This window comes from Stenotrophomonas sp. FR024 (genome assembly GCF_047500745.2).
GTDB classification, from domain to species: Bacteria; Pseudomonadota; Gammaproteobacteria; order Xanthomonadales; family Xanthomonadaceae; genus Stenotrophomonas; species Stenotrophomonas maltophilia_A.
In genome coordinates this window covers 22,703-39,625 of sequence record NZ_JAXAXM020000016.1, presented here as the reverse complement: position 1 = coordinate 39,625, position 16,923 = coordinate 22,703, and the positions used below count along the sequence as shown (strand labels likewise).

Annotated in this window: 16 protein-coding genes; 11 read left to right on the top strand and 5 right to left on the bottom strand. The window is 65.4% G+C overall.

From position 1 onward, the window contains the following. Window positions 1-455 precede the first annotated feature (455 nt). From ACMZ91_RS16685 to ACMZ91_RS16675, 3 genes are all read left to right on the top strand, one after another. Window positions 456-785 carry a hypothetical protein gene (locus tag ACMZ91_RS16685; RefSeq protein WP_006376346.1) on the top strand — a complete coding sequence of 110 codons (330 nt, stop codon included), beginning with the start codon at window positions 456-458 and terminating at the stop codon, window positions 783-785. A gap of 166 nt (window positions 786-951) precedes the next feature. Beyond that, complete coding sequence (locus ACMZ91_RS16680; RefSeq protein WP_414578157.1) at window positions 952-3,414, top strand: S9 family peptidase; 2,463 nt, start codon at window positions 952-954, stop codon at window positions 3,412-3,414. Window positions 3,415-3,629: 215 nt separating this feature from the next. Next, a complete protein-coding gene (locus ACMZ91_RS16675; RefSeq protein ID WP_006376283.1) occupies window positions 3,630-3,950 on the top strand; it encodes a hypothetical protein in 321 nt (106 codons plus the stop codon). A gap of 10 nt (window positions 3,951-3,960) precedes the next feature. Here ACMZ91_RS16675 and ACMZ91_RS16670 read toward each other — a convergent pair whose 3' ends face one another. Then, window positions 3,961-4,944: a hypothetical protein gene (locus ACMZ91_RS16670; protein ID WP_180837533.1), complete on the bottom strand. Its 984-nt coding sequence runs from the start codon at window positions 4,942-4,944 to the stop codon at window positions 3,961-3,963. 138 nt (window positions 4,945-5,082) lie between these two features. On the opposite strand from ACMZ91_RS16670, the gene ACMZ91_RS16665 reads away from it, so the two are divergent. Beyond that, window positions 5,083-6,048: a DUF2268 domain-containing putative Zn-dependent protease gene (locus tag ACMZ91_RS16665; protein ID WP_134951378.1), complete on the top strand. Its 966-nt coding sequence runs from the start codon at window positions 5,083-5,085 to the stop codon at window positions 6,046-6,048. A gap of 49 nt (window positions 6,049-6,097) precedes the next feature. Further along, window positions 6,098-6,886, top strand: a complete 789-nt coding sequence (locus ACMZ91_RS16660) for an SGNH/GDSL hydrolase family protein (protein WP_134951379.1) — start codon at window positions 6,098-6,100, stop codon at window positions 6,884-6,886. Here the strand turns inward: ACMZ91_RS16660 and ACMZ91_RS16655 are convergent. After that, entirely contained in the window at window positions 6,861-7,745 is an 885-nt protein-coding gene (locus ACMZ91_RS16655; RefSeq protein ID WP_134951380.1) for a LysR family transcriptional regulator, read from the bottom strand. The genes ACMZ91_RS16660 and ACMZ91_RS16655 overlap by 26 nt on opposite strands. 105 nt (window positions 7,746-7,850) lie before the next feature. Between ACMZ91_RS16655 and ACMZ91_RS16650 the strand changes: the two genes are divergently transcribed. Continuing rightward, window positions 7,851-8,984 carry an agmatine deiminase family protein gene (locus tag ACMZ91_RS16650; RefSeq protein ID WP_414578160.1) on the top strand — a complete coding sequence of 378 codons (1,134 nt, stop codon included), beginning with the start codon at window positions 7,851-7,853 and terminating at the stop codon, window positions 8,982-8,984. 6 nt (window positions 8,985-8,990) lie between these two features. On the opposite strand, the gene ACMZ91_RS16645 is transcribed toward ACMZ91_RS16650, so the two are convergent. Further along, complete coding sequence (locus ACMZ91_RS16645) at window positions 8,991-9,536, bottom strand: thioesterase family protein (protein WP_049397600.1); 546 nt, start codon at window positions 9,534-9,536, stop codon at window positions 8,991-8,993. A gap of 69 nt (window positions 9,537-9,605) precedes the next feature. On the opposite strand from ACMZ91_RS16645, the gene ACMZ91_RS16640 reads away from it, so the two are divergent. From ACMZ91_RS16640 to ACMZ91_RS16625, 4 genes are all read left to right on the top strand, one after another. Next, complete coding sequence (locus ACMZ91_RS16640; protein ID WP_049422101.1) at window positions 9,606-10,181, top strand: TetR/AcrR family transcriptional regulator; 576 nt, start codon at window positions 9,606-9,608, stop codon at window positions 10,179-10,181. 52 nt (window positions 10,182-10,233) lie between these two features. Then, window positions 10,234-10,617: a nuclear transport factor 2 family protein gene (locus ACMZ91_RS16635; RefSeq protein ID WP_049463189.1), complete on the top strand. Its 384-nt coding sequence runs from the start codon at window positions 10,234-10,236 to the stop codon at window positions 10,615-10,617. A gap of 153 nt (window positions 10,618-10,770) precedes the next feature. Next, the gene (locus tag ACMZ91_RS16630; protein ID WP_414578163.1) at window positions 10,771-11,550 is read left to right on the top strand and encodes a hypothetical protein; all 780 of its coding nucleotides are present in this window, start codon (window positions 10,771-10,773) and stop codon (window positions 11,548-11,550) included. A gap of 116 nt (window positions 11,551-11,666) precedes the next feature. Then, the gene (locus ACMZ91_RS16625; RefSeq protein WP_414578165.1) at window positions 11,667-12,185 is read left to right on the top strand and encodes a hypothetical protein; all 519 of its coding nucleotides are present in this window, start codon (window positions 11,667-11,669) and stop codon (window positions 12,183-12,185) included. Between the two features lie 46 nt (window positions 12,186-12,231). On the opposite strand, the gene ACMZ91_RS16620 is transcribed toward ACMZ91_RS16625, so the two are convergent. Then, window positions 12,232-14,343, bottom strand: coding sequence for a TonB-dependent receptor family protein (locus ACMZ91_RS16620; RefSeq protein WP_414578167.1), 2,112 nt, complete (start codon window positions 14,341-14,343; stop codon window positions 12,232-12,234). A 187-nt stretch (window positions 14,344-14,530) separates the two neighbouring features. Next, window positions 14,531-15,967 (bottom strand): serine hydrolase domain-containing protein, encoded by a 1,437-nt coding sequence (locus ACMZ91_RS16615; RefSeq protein ID WP_414578169.1) that lies wholly within the window; start codon window positions 15,965-15,967, stop codon window positions 14,531-14,533. Between the two features lie 186 nt (window positions 15,968-16,153). Here ACMZ91_RS16615 and ACMZ91_RS16610 point away from each other — a divergent pair, with 186 nt between their 5' ends. Then, window positions 16,154-16,822 (top strand): GAD-like domain-containing protein, encoded by a 669-nt coding sequence (locus ACMZ91_RS16610; RefSeq protein WP_414578171.1) that lies wholly within the window; start codon window positions 16,154-16,156, stop codon window positions 16,820-16,822. Window positions 16,823-16,923 lie beyond the last annotated feature (101 nt).

Sequence of the window (16,923 nt, the reverse complement as noted above, 5' to 3'; positions counted from 1 at the left end):
TCCTTGCAGATTGAAGGCTGACCCTAGGGCCAGCCGGATGAAGCAGAGGTTAAGCGTAATCGAGGCACCCGAATGCGTTACAAAAGGTGAACGGGTGCGCATTCTTCACTTGACCATTCCGCGCGCGATGTCAGCATCGGGTCCATGGAGCATCAACTTCGCGTGTGACCTTCAACAGGAGGCCGTCATGCAACAACTGCGCAGCTGTCACGCTTTACCCTGCATGCAATGCAACGCGTGGTGTTGACCCTGGTCTGATACGGCCACTTTGCCGGCACGGATGGCCGCCACCCACAGCATCTGCCACTGTTCACCCGATGCGGTCCCGGCATGCTCTTGCCGGCCCTGCAATACAGACATACGCCCGCCAGATTGTCCTCTGCGTTGCCCGATGGCCTTCGCAGCGCGGAGGCTGGCTTGTCCATGATGATCCTGCAGGCTTTGGAGGTGCACCCATGAGCGACCAATACGAACGAATGCTGCCGGCCCTGGACGATGCCAAGGTCGAGGAAATGATCGGAAAACTGGTGCTGGTCGGGGTGACCCGCTACGGCGGCGACGGCCAGGTGCAGGGACTGGAGCAGTACGCGGGAACGGTGCTGCGCATCAGTGCCGATGAAGGCGTGGTGCTGGCCGACGAGAATGATGGCCACGAGCGTTACCTGCCGCCGATGCTTGACCAGTACCTGCCGGCCCAGCCGGGAGAGTACCGGATGAGCAACAGCGGCATGATCGTGGTTGACCCGGACTATCTCACCGCCTGGGACCTGCACGCCCAGCAGTAGTGCCAGGCCATGCCTGGCAGGTGCCGGCAGCTCCCCGGCACCTGCCGGAGCTGCACTTTGCCCCATCCGGCCACTAGTCCTTCCGGCCCATTCCCGTTGCCTCCTGCGGTGCTAGATTCGGGTCCATGCCCGATTCCGGGTACCCATTCACACCCAGGGGATAAGGATGCTGATCCGTCGAACCTCTCTGGCGGCGGCTGTTGCCGTTGCCACCGTCGGCCTGCTGGCCGCAGGCCCGGCGCTTGCCGATTACGCGAAGCCGCCGGAACACCTGCTCAAGGTGCTGAAGGCACCGCCGCCGCCGGCACCGAACGTGGCCCCGGGCGGCCAGCGCCTGCTGCTGACCACCGCGCAGACCTACCCGTCGATCAGCCGCGTCGCCCAGCCGTACCTGAAGCTGGCCGGCGTGCGCCTGGAGCCGAAGAACCGCAGCCGCCATGACACGCCCGGTGGCTACGGCATTCCGGCCTGCGTGGCCGACTTCACCCTGGTCGACATCGGCAGCGGCAAGGAGACCAAGGTCAACCTGCCGCAGGGCTGTGCCACCGGCGCGCTCTGGTCGGCCGATGGCAGCCATTTCGCCTTCCAGAATGCGGTCGATACCAGCGTGCAGCTGTGGGTGGGCGATGCGGCCACCGGGCAGGTGAAGCAGATTCCGAACGTGCAGTTGAACCCGATCTTCGGCTACACCGTGCAATGGCTGGGCGGCAGCCAGAATCTGCTGGTGAAACTGGTACCGGCCAACCAGGGTCCGGCACCTTCCAACGGCGGCGTACCGACCGGCCCGGATGCACAGGAGTCGCTGGGCAGCAGTGGCGAGAGCAGCACCTACGAGGCCCGCGACACGCTGACCAGCGTGCATGACGAGAAGCTGTTCGCCTACTACGGTGCCTCACAGCTGGCCGTGGTCGATACCGCCGCGGGCAGCGTGCGCCCGGTCGGGCAGCCTGCGCTGTTCAATGAGGTCAGCGCCGCGCCCGATGGCGTGCACGTGCTGACCGAATCGATCAAGGCGCCGTACTCACATGCGGTGACCTACCAGCGCTTCGCCAATGATGTGGCGGTGCTGGACGTGAGCAATGACCGCAGCACGCCGATCGCCAGCCTGCCGCTTGCGGATCGCGTGCCGGTGCACGGCGTACCGGAAGGCCCGCGCGGTTTTGACTGGCGAGCCACCGATCCGGCGACCCTGGTCTATGCCGAAGCGCTGGACAAGGGCGACTGGAAGGTCAGCGTGCCGCACCGTGACCGCGTGCTGATGCTGAAGGCCCCGTTCAACGGCAAGCCGACCGAAATCACCCGTACCGCGCAGCGTTTTGAAGGGTTTGCGTGGACCGCCGATCCAGCCGTAGCCTTCCAGTACGAGAACGACGAGAACCGCCACTGGATGCAGACCCGCATCGTCGATGTGGACCAGCCGAAGAAGGAAGGCCGCCTGCTGTGGGACATGTCCAGCGATGAGCTGTACGGCAATCCCGGCAACCTGGTGTTCACCCGCCTGCCGAATGGCGCGCAGGTCGTGCGCCGTGAGGGCAACCACGTGTTCCTCAGCGGCCGTGGCGCCTCGCCGCAGGGCGATCGTCCGTTCCTGGACCGCCTGGACCTGGGCACGCTGAAGAGCGAGCGCCTGTTCCGTAGCAGTGCCGATGCCTACGAACAGTTCCTCGGCTTCAGCAACACGCCGGGGCGCTACCTGACCTGGCACCAGTCGGTGATCGATCCGCCGAACGCCTTCATCCGCCAGCAGGGTGAGGCAGTGGCCGATGCGAAGGCCGGTGAGGCGCAGTTCGCGTCCACCGCGACCGCGCTGACCAAACTGGTCGACCCGACCCCGGAAGTGCGCCAGATCAAGAAGCAGCTGGTGACCTACAAGCGTGCCGACGGCGTGGACCTGTCGTTCACCCTGTATACGCCGCCGGGCTACAAGGAAGGCCAGCGCGTGCCGGCGATCCTGTACGCATACCCGGCCGACTTCGCCAATGCTGCGCAGGCCGGCCAGGTGTCCGGTTCGCAGCAGACCTTCACCCGTCTGCAGCCGTACCGCCTGATGCTGCTGGCCGGCTACGCGATCATCGACAACGCCTCGTTCCCGATCGTGGGCGACCCGAAGAACGCCTACGACACCTACCTGGAGCAGCTGGAAGCCGACGCCAAGGCAGCGGTGGACAAGGCCGTGGACATGGGCGTGGTCGACCGCAACCGCATCGGCGTGACCGGTCACAGCCACGGCGGCCTGATGACCGCCAACCTGATCGCGCACACCAACCTGTTCAAGGCCGGTGTGGCGACCAGCGGTTCGTACAACAAGACCTTTACCCCGTTCGGCTTCCAGAACGAGCGTCGCTCGGTATGGCAGGCGCAGGACGTGTACCTGAAGGCCTCGCCGTTCTTCTATGCCGACAAGATCAAGCTGCCGCTGCTGCTGGTGCACGGTGAGGACGATGCCAACCCGGGCACCGAACCGTTCCAGTCGCGCAAGCTGTACCAGGCCATTCGTGGCAACGGCGGTACCACCCGCCTGGTGATGCTGCCGAACGAACCGCACTGGTACACCGCGCTGGAGTCCAACGAGCAGCTGGTGTCGGAGATGCTGAACTGGTTCGACACCTACGTGAAGAACGCCAAGTAGCGTCTTGCGAGCTCGACTGCTTTGCACGAGGCCGCCTTCGGGCGGCCTTCCTGCATCCTGTAGAGCCGCGCCATGCTCGGCTGCTGTTCGCATGTAAACAGATGCACGTGCTCTGCAATCAACTGTGGAGACTCGGTAACGACGTGTTACCGGCACATTCGCATGCCACGCAAATGGTCTAGGCTGAACCTGATCGCTCGTTCCAGGTCGGTGCAATGAAAGCCATTCTCCTTGCTGCAACGTTGTCGTTGGCCCTGGTTTCAACGGCATATGCTCAGTCGTTTCCTGCTGAGCTGACGCAATTGGGCATTGTCGCCGGCATGCCTTACGCCAAGGCCAAGCGCCTGCTGGATGCTGCAGGCTGGCAGGCGAAACCTGCGCAGGGCGCGCCGGAGTCGCTGGAGGGCTTTCCGGAAGTCGGATGCCAGAAGGACGGAAAGCAGTGTGCGACGACCTTCGAAAAGGACGGTCAACAGATCGCGGTGCGGCTGGGCACTACCCTGGCAGGGCAGCCGTTCGTGCAGAGCGCTGACTGAGCACCCGCCCTCACGCCAGCGGTAGGCGGTCCTGCGCGTGGGATAACCCGTCATGCAGGTCGCGCACGTGCTCGGCCTTGGCATGCACCCGGGTGGTATCGCCGAAACTGCGTAGATAAGCGCAGGCTGCGAAGCCGGCGCTCTTCTTTTCGTACTCGGCAATCCAGGCCAATCGATCCGGGTTGTTGGCCTGTTCGGATGACCACGCGGCCACTGGCGGGCGGATGCGGTACTTCAGGCCGACGCGCCACGGCTTCGGTGTCAGTCGCGCACGGAAGCAATGCTGCAGCCGGCACATGCGCGCGTACAGGGTATCGGTGCCCAGTGCCTTGAAGAATGCCTGCAGCTGCTCGTCCTCCGGGGAGAACGTGGCATGCATCGCCAGTACGCGCAGTCCCGCGGGCGTCCGGTAGGCGCGCAGATGCCAGTGGGGGTGTTGTTCGCTGAAGGCTTCCACGCGTCGCAGCGCCAACCCCTCGGCGCCCCCGGCGGCGGCCAGCCGCTGCCTGCGGCGCATCAGCAATGCCGCATTGACCAGAACCACCGCCGCCACGCCCAGCACCAGTCCCACCAGCCAATGCCACAGCAGCGTGCCGGTGACGGCGCCGGCAAGCAGCACGACCGCCGCAACGATGGCCGGCATCACGCAGCCGGCTGGCGGCTGCGCATGGTCGATGTCGGCGAACAGTACGTCCGGGCTGTTGAGGCACAGTGCGCCATAGCTGTTGCGGGTGATGATGACGTCGCCGTCGCGCAGCACGATCTGCTCGCGGATCGGCACGCCCTCCACGCCGTAGTTGCTGCGCACTTCGCGACGTGGCAGCACCTGTCCGGCGAGGATGGCATTGAGGGCTTCATTGGCGCGGCGGTCGGCGTGCACCTGCGCCTCGGCAGGGCCTTCGTCGGACCAGCCGAAGCGGCGCACCACCACCGGCCGGCCACGGAAACGGGCCTGCAGGCGGGCTTCGGCCCAGTAGGCGGGAACGATCATCATCGCGGGGTGCTCTATCTTCCGTGGCAGGTGCCAACGCGAGTCTGGCACAGCGCCGGGGTGCCCGCATCTGCTTGCTGCGGCGGCCGGGCCGGAGTGATAGATTGCGCGCTTCGCATGCACTCCACCAAGGACGGAGCGATGTCCATGATCCTGCGCGGCCTGTTGGCCCTGGCCTGTGCCGGGGTGGTTGGCATGGCCACGGCGGCGGCACCGGCCGGGCCGCAGATTGTCACTGACGATGTCAGCCGCTTCTACGCGCTGTACGACAACGCAGGTGGCAAACCCAGCGTTGCGCAGTTGCGTGGCTACATGGCCGAGGGTTCGGCGGGCCTGGCCGAGCTGGCCAAGGCGCGCCGGGTCACCCCCGAGCGCATTGCCGAGTCCATCGCCAGCCAGCCGGAGCTGTATGTGCAGGGGCGAAGCTGCCTGGCCGAACTGCCGGCGGTGAAACAACGTCTGACGCAGGTGTTTTCCAACCTGCAGGCCATCTATCCGCAGGCTGCGTTTCCGCCGGTGACCATCGCCGTCGGCCGTGGTCGTCCGGTAGGGTTGACCTCGAAAAGCGGCGTGATCATCGGCCTGGAAGCGCTGTGCGCAGCCGATTTCATGAATCCCAATGTGCAGGACCGCTTCGTGCATGTGATCGCGCACGAGTACGTGCACATCCAGCAGACCGGCCTGACCGACTTCGAGCCGGGCGACCCGCATGCGACGGTGCTGCGTGTTTCGTTGGGCGAGGGCATTGCTGAGTTCATCGCCGAACTGATTTCCGGCAACGTCGGCAACGGGCGCCATGCGGCCTGGACCCGTGGTCGGGAAGTGCATATCGAAAGCGCATTCGCGCTGGATCTGGACAGCACCGATCTGTCGCCGTGGCTGTACAACTACAAGCCCGGTTCGCAGGAACCCTATGACCTCGGGTACTGGGTGGGATACCGCATCGCCAAGGCCTATTACCTGCAGGCCAAGAACAAGCGTGACGCGGTGCGTGCGCTGATCCAGCAGGACAACCCGAAGGCGATCCTGGCCGCCAGCGACTGGACGCCGGGTATGTGGATGCCGGCGAAAGTCACGGGTGTGGCGGCGCGTACGGCTGCACGCTGAGCACAGGGTGGGGCGTTAGACTGCTGAAGATGATTTCAGGAGTACCCGCATGCGTGGACCTGTTGAGCTTGCCACTGCCACTGTCGTGACGTTGGGCCTCGCGTTGGCTTCTCCGCTGGGTGCCGTTGAGGCCGTCGCAGTCAACCCGCTGCTGCAGACGCCCATCGATCAGCTACGCCCCGACGAAGTGCGCTTCATGCAGCAGCGCCTGGCCGATTGGCCGGAGCTGCAACGCTATCGTGATGCCAACGCGCGCCTACCTGATGCGGTGCCCGGCCAGCCACGCGTAGTGTTCTTCGGTGACTCCATCACCGAAGGTTGGGGCAGGGAAGGCAGTGCCGGTTTCTTCCCCGGCAAGGGCTGGCTCAACCGCGGCATCAGCGGCCAGACCACGGCGCAGATGCTGGTGCGTTTCCCGCAGGACGTGCTGGCACTGAAGCCACAGGTGGTGGTGATCCTGGCCGGCACCAACGACATTGCAGGCAACACCGGCCCGTCCACGCAGGCGATGATCGAAGACAACCTGCACGCGATGGTGGACCTGGCCCGTGCACATGGCATCGCCGTAGTGCTGGCATCAGTGCTGCCGGTCAGCGATTACCCGTGGCTGCCGGGCACAGCACCTGCGCCCAAGGTGCGTGCATTGAACACGGCATTGAAGCGCTATGCCGATGCACAGCAGCTGGTCTATCTGGACTACTACACGCCGATGGCCAATGCGATCGGCGGACTGGACCCGCAGTTGGCGGAGGACGGCGTGCATCCTACGGCGAAGGGCTATGCGGTGATGGCGCCGTTGGCCGAGGCGGCGGTCAAGCGCGCGCTGCAGCAGAAGTAGCTCCGCCGGGCAGGCTTGCCAGCAGCCACTCGCAGAAACTGATCACCAGCGGATCGGTTGCACTCTCCTCATGTACCAGCCAACTCCAGCGGGGGCCGCGCACGCGTGCATCATCCAATGGTTGCAGCAGGCCTTGTTCGCACGCACGCGCGCTCAGCAGTTCGCTGACCAGTGCGATGCCCAGCCCTTGGCAGGCTGCATCCAGCAACTGCCCGGGCTCGGAGAAATTCATTCCCTCGCGGCGCTGGCCGACATCGGCGCCACCCTGCACCTGCCATTGGCTCCAGTCCATCTCGCGCTCGCCATGCAGGGTGAGGCGTTCGTGCGCCGGTGTGGCGAGCAGGGCCGGATGGCAGGCCGGATAGAGGCGGTCCTGCAGCAGCACGCGATGCTGGCACTGCGCCTGTGAGTCGAGGTCATCACGCACCGCCACGTCCAGCGTCTGCGTAGTCATGTCTGGTGCTTCCTCGCTGGTCAGCAGCCATAGGTCGGCGTCGGGATGCAGGCGGTGGAACCCGGCCAGGCGTGGCACCAGCCAATGGCGGGCGAAGGCCGGGCTGGTGTTGACGATCAGTTGATTGGGCTTGCGGTACTGATCGAGCCGGCGGATGCCGCTGGCCAGCTGCCGCAGCAGCGCCTGCGTTGTTTCCAGCAGGTCGATGCCGGCATCGGTGAGGGTGACGCTGCGGCCCTGCCGGAAGAACAACGGCTGCTGCAGCGACGCTTCCAGGCCCCGGATCTGCTGGCTGATGGCCGACTGGGTCAGGTGCAGTTCCTCCGCCGCACGGTGGAAACTGCCCAGCCGGGCGGCAGCCTCGAAACCCCGTAGCGCGTTCAGTGGTGGCCAGTGCTTGAGCATTTCAGATAAGTAAAACTGTTCAATTGATGGCTGAATCTATCGATTGTTCTTATGTGTCGGCAAGCGCAGCATAGCGCCCATCCCACACTGGCCATGGAGCCTGTCATGAGCAACCGTCGTCACTTCCTCACCCAGCTGGCGGGCGCCGCCGGTCTTGGCGGCCTGGCTGCTCTGGGCCTGGCCGGGCTGCCGGGTCGCGTGGCTGCAGCAGGGCAAGGTGCGGGGACTTGGCGCATGCCGGACGAGCACGACCCCCAGGAACGCGTGTTCCTTGCCTTCGCCGCGCAGCCGCGGGTGTGGGGCGCGCAAGCCGATGCGGTGAACACCGCCGTGGCGCGGTTGGCCCGTACCATCGCGCGCCACCAGCCGGTCAGCGTGCTGTGCCGCCCGGCGCAGTTGAAGCAGGCGCAGGATCGCTGTGGCCGCGACAACATCGAGTTCCTCGAGGTGCCGCTGGATGACATCTGGGTGCGCGACTATGGTGGGTGCTTCGTCACCGATGACCAGGGCGGGCTGGGCCTGGTCGACTTCAACTTCAATGGCTGGGGCGGCAAGCAGAGCGCGCGCAACGATGGCGCGGTGGCGCCGTGGCTGGCGCAGGTGACTGGCGCGACGCTGCTGGAAAGCGATCTGGTGGGCGAGGGCGGTGGCATCGAAGTCGATGGCCATGGCACGGCCATCCTCACCGAAAGCTGCTGGGTCAACCGCAACCGCAATCCGGACTGGTCGCGCGCGGATATCGAGGCCGAGCTGAAGCATCACCTGGGCCTGCGCAAGGTGATCTGGCTGCCCGGCATCGCCGGCAAGGACATCACCGATGCGCACGTGGACTTCTATGCGCGCTTCGTACGCCCGGGCGTGGTGATCGCCAATCTGGACAACGATCCGGAGTCCTACGATTACGACCTGACCCGCGAGCATCTGCGGATCCTGCGCGGGGCCACCGATGCCGATGGCCGTCGCCTGCAGGTGCATACGCTGCCGCCGCCGCTGGACGGGCGCGATAACGTGCATACCCGCGACAACGATGATCTTGCGATGGGCTACATCAACTACCTGCCGATCAACGGCGCGGTGGTCGCGCCGCAGTTCGGAGACTACGAAGCCGATGGATTCTGCCGCGAACTACTGGAAGACATGTATCCCGGCCGCGTGATCGAGCAGGTGGATATCGATGCCATCGCGGGCGGCGGTGGCGGCATCCATTGCGTGACCAAGAACATGCCGAAGGTGGGCTGACGCGCCTCAGGCGTCGTCCTGCTTCAATGCGGCATCGGCAGCCAGCAGCGCCTCGGCGGCTGCACTGAGCGGCGGCGACGGCGGGGCGACCACGCCGATCGCTTCCATCATCTTCGGCATGCCCAGGAACTGCCGCGCGCGGCGGTCGTAGATGCCGGTGACCAGCAGCGCACGGGTGGCGATCTTCTGCTCGGGCCCGATCAGTACGCGTTGTTCCATGATCCCGCGCGAGCCGACCCAGCCGACCAGCCGCGTTTCCAGGGTGAAGCGCTGGAATGGCTTGAGTTCGCGGCGGAACTGGATGGTGCCGGCGCCGACGATCGGTGCCCACTTCTCGCGCAGCGCCACCCGGCCCAGGCCCATGCGCAGGATCAGGTCCAGCCGGCCCAGGTCGAAGATGTTCCAGTAGCGGCCGTTGGTCATGTGCAGGTTGCTGTCCAGGTCATTGGGCAGTACCCGGAACTGCAGCCGCGAGACCCCGAACGGGGCCTCCAGCTTGGGCCGGAACAGGCTGCACAGGAGCAGGTGGAGCAGGCGGAACCAGAGATTCATGGTTATGACGACTGTTATAGAATCGCCGGTACGCTAATCTATGACGACTGTCCTGGCAAGGAGCCTGCCGTGAGCCCGCGTCCCTCTGATGCGCCACAACGCGTGATTGATGCTGCGGCACAGATGCTGGCGCGCGTGGGTCTCAATGCCACCAGCATCCGTGAGGTCACCAAGCTGGCCGAGGCACCGCTGGGCTCCACCTATCACCACTTTCCCGGCGGCAAGCAGGAGCTGTTGGCGCGTGCCACCCACATGGCCGGCGACAAGGTCGAAGCGTTGCTGGTGGAGCTGCTGAAGGGCGGGGCGGTGCAGGGCCTGCAGCAGTTCCTGACGATGTGGCGCGAGCGCCTGCTGCGCACGGATTTCCGCGCCGGCTGCCCGGTGTTGGCCGCTGCGGTGGAGGAGCCGGTTGACGCGGTGCACAGCCAGCCGCGCGCGGCAGCTGCAGAGGTATTCGCGCGCTGGCAGGGCCATCTGGCCGCAGCGTTCGTCGCCGACGGACACGATCCGGCCGCCGCGGGTGGGCTGGCCAGTCTGGTGATCGCCAGCGTGGAAGGTGCGGTGGCGATGTGCCGCGCACTGCAGGACATCGCCCCGTTCGACCAGGTGGCCGCGCAGTTGCTGAAGGCCGCCGCGCGGCCTTGATCCGGCGGCACGGTTGCGGGAGACTCGGCGCAGGCCCTGACTGGACGCCGCCATGGACGAATCGCACTGCCGCCACCTGATCGAGCACTACCTGCAGGCCTACAACCGCTTCGACATCGACGCCATGCTGGCGGTGCTGGCGCATAACGTGCGTTTCGAGAACCACAGCGGCAGCCAGCTGACGATGGTCACCGAAGGCATCGATGCCTTCGGCGAACTGGCACGGCAATCGGCGCCGTTGTTCCGCGAGCGCGAGCAGCGGTTGCTCGAGTTGACCTTCGAGGATGGCATGGCGCTGGCCAGGATCGGCTGGCGTGGCGTGTTCGCGCAGGACATTCCCGATGGTCCCAGTGCGGGCACGGAACTGGCCCTGCAGGGACGCAGCGAGTTCGCTTTTGAGGACGGTCGCATCGTGCGGATCATCGACCGCAGCTGAGGATCGATGGCACAGGTCCGCCGTCTGGACAGCGGACCTGCCCGCGGTAGAATCCGCCCACCACCGCTTACGCGTGCCCGGCAAGGATGTCCGCATGCAGTATCAGGTTTTCGAGCTTCCACGCTGCACGATCTGCGGCATCCAGCGGCGCCGATGAAACGCACCCGTTTCTTTACACGCAGCCCATTGAAGCTGCCGGCTAATCGCGGCAGTGAAGTCGTGCGCGCGCGGCAGCATCTGCAGCAGCTTGGCTGGCCGCGCCTGCAGATGGCGCTGATCGTGGCCCTGACCGGTGCGGCCGGTTTCCTCGCCTCGCACCTGCTGCGTCTGGCCGGTATCGACGCGATGCTGCTGCGCTACCCGATGGCCGTGCTGCTGGCCTATGGCGTATTCCTGCTGCTGATGTGGATCTGGATCCGCTGGCGCTGGGACAACGTGCTGGATGGCCTGTCGCCGGATGTGGGCAGTGGCAGCCCATCGCCTCGTGGAAGTGCCGTGGAATCACCGTGGAGCGGCGTCGGTGGCCGTTCTGGAGGTGGCGGCGCGTCAGCTTCGTGGAATGAGTCGGCGCGGGTCAACGGCGACGATGCCGGTGAGCTGCCGTTGACCGGCCTGGCCGAAGACGAAGCAGGCCTGCCGTTGCTCGCGATCCTCGGCCTCGTCGCGCTGGTGGCGACCGTTCTGCTGGCCAGCGTGTGGATTGTGTGGTCGGCGCCAGTGCTGATGGCTGAGCTGCTGGTGGACGCGGCCATCGCCGGAGGCCTGTACCGGCGCATGCAGGGCATGCGGGAGCAGGGATGGTGGCGGGTATGCGTGACGCACACGATCTGGCCGTTGCTCGGGTTGCTGGTGTTTTTCACCGTTGTTGGATGGCTCGCACAGGAGCTGGCACCAGGTGCGGTCAGTCTGGCCCAGGCATTTCGGGCGCTGTAGCGGCGCATGTGGATGGCCGAGCCCAGTTTTTCGTTCCTGGCCTACCCTGCGCTATGATCCGCGCCAAGGCCAAGGTATGTGGCCGGCTGTCAACCACCACTGACGAGGAAGAGCGCATGGATGTCGCTGCACACCGCAACAGGACGTTGTTTCGTTGGACCATGATGGTGCTGCTGGCGGTGTTGTTGCCGTTTGCAGCACTGGCACAGCCTGCAGCCGGGCAGGCCGATGGCGCCGAAGCCGCTACTGCCGCGGAAGAGGCGCAATGCCGCACCTGCACTTATGAGCGTATTGGGCCCAAGGTCGATATCGGCCTGGTGGCCCTGATTTCGCTGCTGGTGGTGGGCCTGCTGGTGGCGGTATCCCGCGAATGGGGCACCACCTCGCAACGATGGACCTGCCGCACGCTGGCCCTGTTGCTGGTGGGTGTCGGTGTGGCGTTGCTGTGGTGGGCTGGCAGCGTCGTCTACCTGGGCTACAACCCGTGGCAGGAAATGGCCGCCCCCGTCGATGGCTCGCTCACCTCGACACTGCTCACTACCTCACCGAAGTGGCTGGCGGCGATGGTGCTGATCGGCTTCGCGCCTTCCATCTGGAAACGCAGCGAGCGCCTGCCGGCGTGGCGCATCAGCTGACATTGAAACGGCGGCGCTGGATCACACCCGGCGCCGCCTGCGGTCATCAGTCAAAGCGCAAACGCACACCAGCGTAGATGCCACGGCCTTCGCCCGGCGTCGAGCGGGCAATATCCTTGCCGGCATCGTTGTAGCCCGGCGTGACCGTGGCGGCGTAGTGGCGGTTGCCGATGTTGCGCATCTCCGCCCAGGCCTGCCAGCGACCGCCGGGTGCGTCGTAGCCGATGCGGCTGCCGAAGATCACATGGCTGTCGGCCCAGTAGCTGTTGGCGTAGTCGACGGCGATGCGCGAGGCGTATTCGGTATTCAGCGCAGCGTACAGGCCGGACGCGTGATCGAAGCGCAGCTCGGCCTGGTAGGCGTGACGCGGCAGGCCGGGCAGGCGGTTGCTGCCGAAACGCGCATCGTGGCGATAGCGGAAGTCACTGAAGGTGTACGCCTGGCGCAGCGACAGGCGGCCCGGCGCTGCCTGCCACAGCGTGCTGTCCAATCCGGCTTCGATGCCGCGGTGTACGGTGGGGCTGGCGTTGTTCTCGGCGATGAACAGGTTCGGCACCGGCTGCAGCTCGACGCTCAGCAGTTCGTGGTTCACGTGTGCGTAATAACCGGTCAGCTCCCAGCGACCCAGCGCCGCGTCACCGCGCGCGCCCAGTTCCAGCGTGGTGGCGGTCTGGTTCTGCATCGGCACCGGCGCACGTTGGCGTCCGGTGGACGGGCCATTGCCCGGCCCGAAGTACTGGTTGGAGCCCCAGATCATCGACCACGGATGCGGTGCTTCCACCGAGCGGCTGAGGTTGCCGAACCACTGGGTCTGGGTGCTGTGCTGCCAGGTGAAGCCCAGTCGCGGCGCATAGTCCCAGTCGTGGTCGCGCAGGCGGCCACCGCTGCTTGGCCAGGTCACCTGCACATCGCGGCGGGTGTTGATCAGTGCCAGCCCGGTCTGCATGCGCAGGCGGTCATTGAAGGTGAGGGTATTGCTGACGTGCAGCGTGCTGTCGGTGCCGTGGTGGCGGAAGTCACGCGTGCGCGTACCGGCGGCATAGCCGTTGCTGGCAAAGCGCAGCGACTCGCGCACATCGGCGTCCAGATCGTGGGTGACGCGCAGGCCGACCGTGGTTTCGCTGTCCAGGCCGAACAGCCGGTGGCGGTGGCGGTAGTCCAACGTGGCGTTGAGGTTGGCGTAGTCCAGCTGCTGGCGGTACAGGCTCTCGTTCAAGTCCATCGGGTACGTGTGATAGACCAGCCCGGCCTGCAGCGAGGAATCCTCATCGATCTGCAGCGTGGTGACGTTGCCCACCCACGTGCTTCCCGGCTGCGGGCGACGCGCATCGATGGCCAGGTTGGCCGCATTCGCGGCACGTGGGTCGTTGCGGATCTGGTCGCGGGTCAGGCGTCCGGGTGTTTCGTGGTTGGTTTCGCGATAGCGCACGAAGAAGCGCGTCTGCAGCTCGGGCGTGATCTGCCATCCCACATTCGCCATCGCACCCTTGCCGTCGCCGCGCGCATGACGCTGGTAACCGTCGAATTCGGTATCGGTGTAGGCCAGGAAGTAGTCGACATCACCACTGACGCCGCCCCAGCTGATGCCGCGCTTCTGGTAGCCACGGCTGCCGGCTTCGTAGTGCAGCTGCACGCCCGCCGAATCACGACCGCTGCGGCTGACGTAGTCGATGGCACCACCCAGCGCCAACGCACCGCGCTCGAAGCCGTTGGCGCCGCGCAGGACTTCCACGCGCGACAGCCACAGCGGTTCCAGCAGCTCGTAGGGCGTGCCGCCCGGGCCGGTCAGTGGCAGGCCGTCGATCGACACCGCAATACCCGAGGCGTGCGCGCCCGGGCCCCGGTTGATGCCCGAGCCACGGATCGAGATCTTGGTGCCCTCATTACCCGGCGACTGCGCGCTGATACCCGGCTGGTAGGCCAGCACATCGGCGCTGGTGGACAGTCGGCTGTCGGCCTTGGCCACGTCGATCAGGTTGCTGGCGCCGGGCACGCGCTTCAGCGCCTCGCGCGCCTGGGCGCTGGCATCGGCGGCAGCGGTGACCTGCACGGCATCCAGCGTGGTGGCCTGTGGGGCCGCAGCGGCGGTGGAAGAGAGGCCGAGGGAAACGGCCAGGAACAGCAGCGAGGGGGTGGGGCGGTACGACGAGAGCGACATGCGGGAATGCTGTAAACCACAAAATTGGCGCGCAAGTTAACAGGTCGGCGGCGTCACGTCACCCATCGCTCGCGTATGGCCGCCCGCGCTCCTTGCAGAGTCGAGCTTGCTCGACTGTCTTTCGCTTTCTGTAGAGTCGAGCCTTGCTCGACTGCCTCTGTGTCCCGGAGTCGAGCACGGCTCGACTCTACAGAGCCGGCTTCGCCAGCGCCTTGGCCTTTGCATACAGCCGATCGGCCGCTTCCTTCTCACCCAGCGCCGCATGGCATTCCGCCAGGCTGTCCCACGCATTTGCCGAATCCGGATACAGCTCGGTGTTGAGAGCAAATACCTTTACTGCCTTGCGTGCCCCGAGGCTCTCGCGGATCGCGTAACCATCGGCATTGATCGCGCGTTCCAGTTCACTGGCAGCAACCTTGTTGCTGTCGCGCAGCCAGCGATGCACAGCTTCGGCCGCGCCAGCGCTGTCATCCAGCGCATACGCGATCAGTCGCTCGGACAACACCGTATGTGGGAACTCCTCCGGCGCGGCCACCGCCATCGTGCTCTCCACCAGCGTGCTCGACCAGACATTGCGGGCGCTGCCGTTGGTCAGGTACACGAATACCCAGTAACCGCTGGCCAGCGTGCCCTTGTAGGCCAGCCGTGCCCGCACGCGGGTGCCACCATCGTGGCCGACCTGGGTGTAGCCGTCGCTGCGAGTGGTGTCCCAACCGGTGGAGAAGAAATTGCTGCCGCCGCCGCTCAGCTTCTGCGGCTGCCAGAGCGTTTCCAGCGTGGACGTGCGCAGCAGCTTGCCGGTCGCCAGCGCCTGCAGGAATCGGTTCATGTCGCCCACGGTGGTCTGCAGGTCGGCGTGGCCCCAACCGTAGTTCGGCCAGGGGTCTTCATTGGCCGGCTGCAATGCGCCGTCTTTGCCGATGTACGGCACCGCCGCGCGCTGCGCCGGCACGCTGGTGATGCCCCACGAGGTACTGGTCATCTTCAATGGCAGCAGGATGCGTTCGCGCGCGATGGCCGGGTAGGGCTTGCCGTAATGCGCTTCCAGCAAGGCGGTCAGCACCAGGTAGTTGGCCTGGGTGTACTGCACGCGGCTGCCGGTGACGAACTGCATCGGTGTCGCGCCGGCCACCTTCAGCGCTGCTGCAAGGTCCGGCGCCACTCCGGTGTAGCCCTTGCTCACCCAGCGGTTGTCCACCCGGTCGTAATACTCGCCGATACCCGAGCTGTGGTTGAGGAAATCGCGTACGTGAATGGTCTGCCATGCTGATGGCAGGTCCGGCACATAGCGACTGGCCGGCGCATCCAGATCCACCTTGCCCTGGTCCACCAGCTGCATCACCAGCGTGCTGGTCAGCAGCTTGGCCATCGATTGCGCGGCGAAGATGGTATCGACGGTGGCCGGTGCATGCGTGGCCGGGTCGCGCTCGCCGCTGGCGCCCTGGTAGAGCACTTGGCCATTGTGTGCGACCAGTACCGCCTGGCCGGCGATGCCGTAGCGCTCGCGGTTGCTCTGCAGTTGGGCGTCGAGCCGGGAAGAGAGGCTGGTAGGGACGTCACGCGCCGAGGCGGGCAGGGCGATGGCCAGGGCACAGAGCAATGCGGCAGCAAGGGTGCGGTACATCGCGGTGATCCGTCAGCGGTGATGGCGCATGTTGGTCAGCGGCGGGAGAGCGGGTCAAGCGGGGCTGGCGGCAATGTGAATGAATTTCCAATGGTCTGTCGTAAACAGCTCTTAGAATCTGATGAAGCGCCAGATATAAGAGCGCCTCAGTCCACGCCGACGAAACAGTCCAAGATGGGAGGGACAATGGAAGCTGATGAAGATTTCGCGCTCTTCATCGAGAGCTTCGGTGAGGCAACTGAACACGATCCGGTGCCAGAGACCGCGTTCTCCAAGTGGGCGGGCATCTTGCCTGAATCGCTCTTGAGCTATTGGCGTCGGGATGGATGGGCGAACTATGCCAATGGACGGCTGTGGACGGTGAATCCCGAGGACTACGAAGGCCTGATGCACATGTGGTTGTCTGGTACGCCATTTCCCCTGATCGATACCTACCATGTGTTTGCCAGAAGCGGGTTTGGACGGCTCTACCTGTGCGGTGAAGCATCAGGCGCTGGCGTGAGCATCGATCCGATCCGCAGTGAAGTATTTGCTCTTCAGAACTGTTTGAGACCCAAGTCTCTCGCACGGCAGGAGGGTGGCATCAAGGCATTCTTCGCTTGCGCGGAGCTTGACGACTTTGATCTGATGGATGGGGCCGAAGAGCTGCCTTTCGACAGGGTTGTGAGCACTTGCGGGCACTTGATGGCGGATGAGATGTATGGCTTTGAGCCAGCGCTGGTTTGCGGCGGCGAAGTAGCCATTGGCAATCTGCGCAGGTTCAAGCTTCAGCCGCACCTGCACATGCTGAGGGAGTTCGCCGCGCCTGTGTTTCCACGCTATGCGAACAATGTGAAACCGCTGGCCCGGAAGTGATCCGAAGGACCCAATCATGTAGAGCCGAGCCCATGCTTGGCTGCCTTCCCTGGAAGCATTGAGCCGAGCATGGCTCGGCTCTACAGGTGCCTTCCGGTAGT

Excerpts from the sequence above, each read along its gene's own strand:
- ACMZ91_RS16685 (WP_006376346.1), top strand. The coding sequence starts at position 456 with ATGAGCGACCAATACGAACGAATGCTGCCGGCCCTGGACGATGCCAAG.
- ACMZ91_RS16680 (WP_414578157.1), top strand. The coding sequence starts at position 952 with ATGCTGATCCGTCGAACCTCTCTGGCGGCGGCTGTTGCCGTTGCCACC.
- ACMZ91_RS16675 (WP_006376283.1), top strand. The coding sequence starts at position 3,630 with ATGAAAGCCATTCTCCTTGCTGCAACGTTGTCGTTGGCCCTGGTTTCA.
- ACMZ91_RS16670 (WP_180837533.1), bottom strand. The coding sequence starts at position 4,944 with ATGATGATCGTTCCCGCCTACTGGGCCGAAGCCCGCCTGCAGGCCCGT.
- ACMZ91_RS16665 (WP_134951378.1), top strand. The coding sequence starts at position 5,083 with ATGTCCATGATCCTGCGCGGCCTGTTGGCCCTGGCCTGTGCCGGGGTG.
- ACMZ91_RS16660 (WP_134951379.1), top strand. The coding sequence starts at position 6,098 with ATGCGTGGACCTGTTGAGCTTGCCACTGCCACTGTCGTGACGTTGGGC.
- ACMZ91_RS16655 (WP_134951380.1), bottom strand. The coding sequence starts at position 7,745 with ATGCTCAAGCACTGGCCACCACTGAACGCGCTACGGGGTTTCGAGGCT.
- ACMZ91_RS16650 (WP_414578160.1), top strand. The coding sequence starts at position 7,851 with ATGAGCAACCGTCGTCACTTCCTCACCCAGCTGGCGGGCGCCGCCGGT.
- ACMZ91_RS16645 (WP_049397600.1), bottom strand. The coding sequence starts at position 9,536 with ATGAATCTCTGGTTCCGCCTGCTCCACCTGCTCCTGTGCAGCCTGTTC.
- ACMZ91_RS16635 (WP_049463189.1), top strand. The coding sequence starts at position 10,234 with ATGGACGAATCGCACTGCCGCCACCTGATCGAGCACTACCTGCAGGCC.
- ACMZ91_RS16630 (WP_414578163.1), top strand. The coding sequence starts at position 10,771 with ATGAAACGCACCCGTTTCTTTACACGCAGCCCATTGAAGCTGCCGGCT.
- ACMZ91_RS16625 (WP_414578165.1), top strand. The coding sequence starts at position 11,667 with ATGGATGTCGCTGCACACCGCAACAGGACGTTGTTTCGTTGGACCATG.
- ACMZ91_RS16620 (WP_414578167.1), bottom strand. The coding sequence starts at position 14,343 with ATGTCGCTCTCGTCGTACCGCCCCACCCCCTCGCTGCTGTTCCTGGCC.
- ACMZ91_RS16615 (WP_414578169.1), bottom strand. The coding sequence starts at position 15,967 with ATGTACCGCACCCTTGCTGCCGCATTGCTCTGTGCCCTGGCCATCGCC.
- ACMZ91_RS16610 (WP_414578171.1), top strand. The coding sequence starts at position 16,154 with ATGGAAGCTGATGAAGATTTCGCGCTCTTCATCGAGAGCTTCGGTGAG.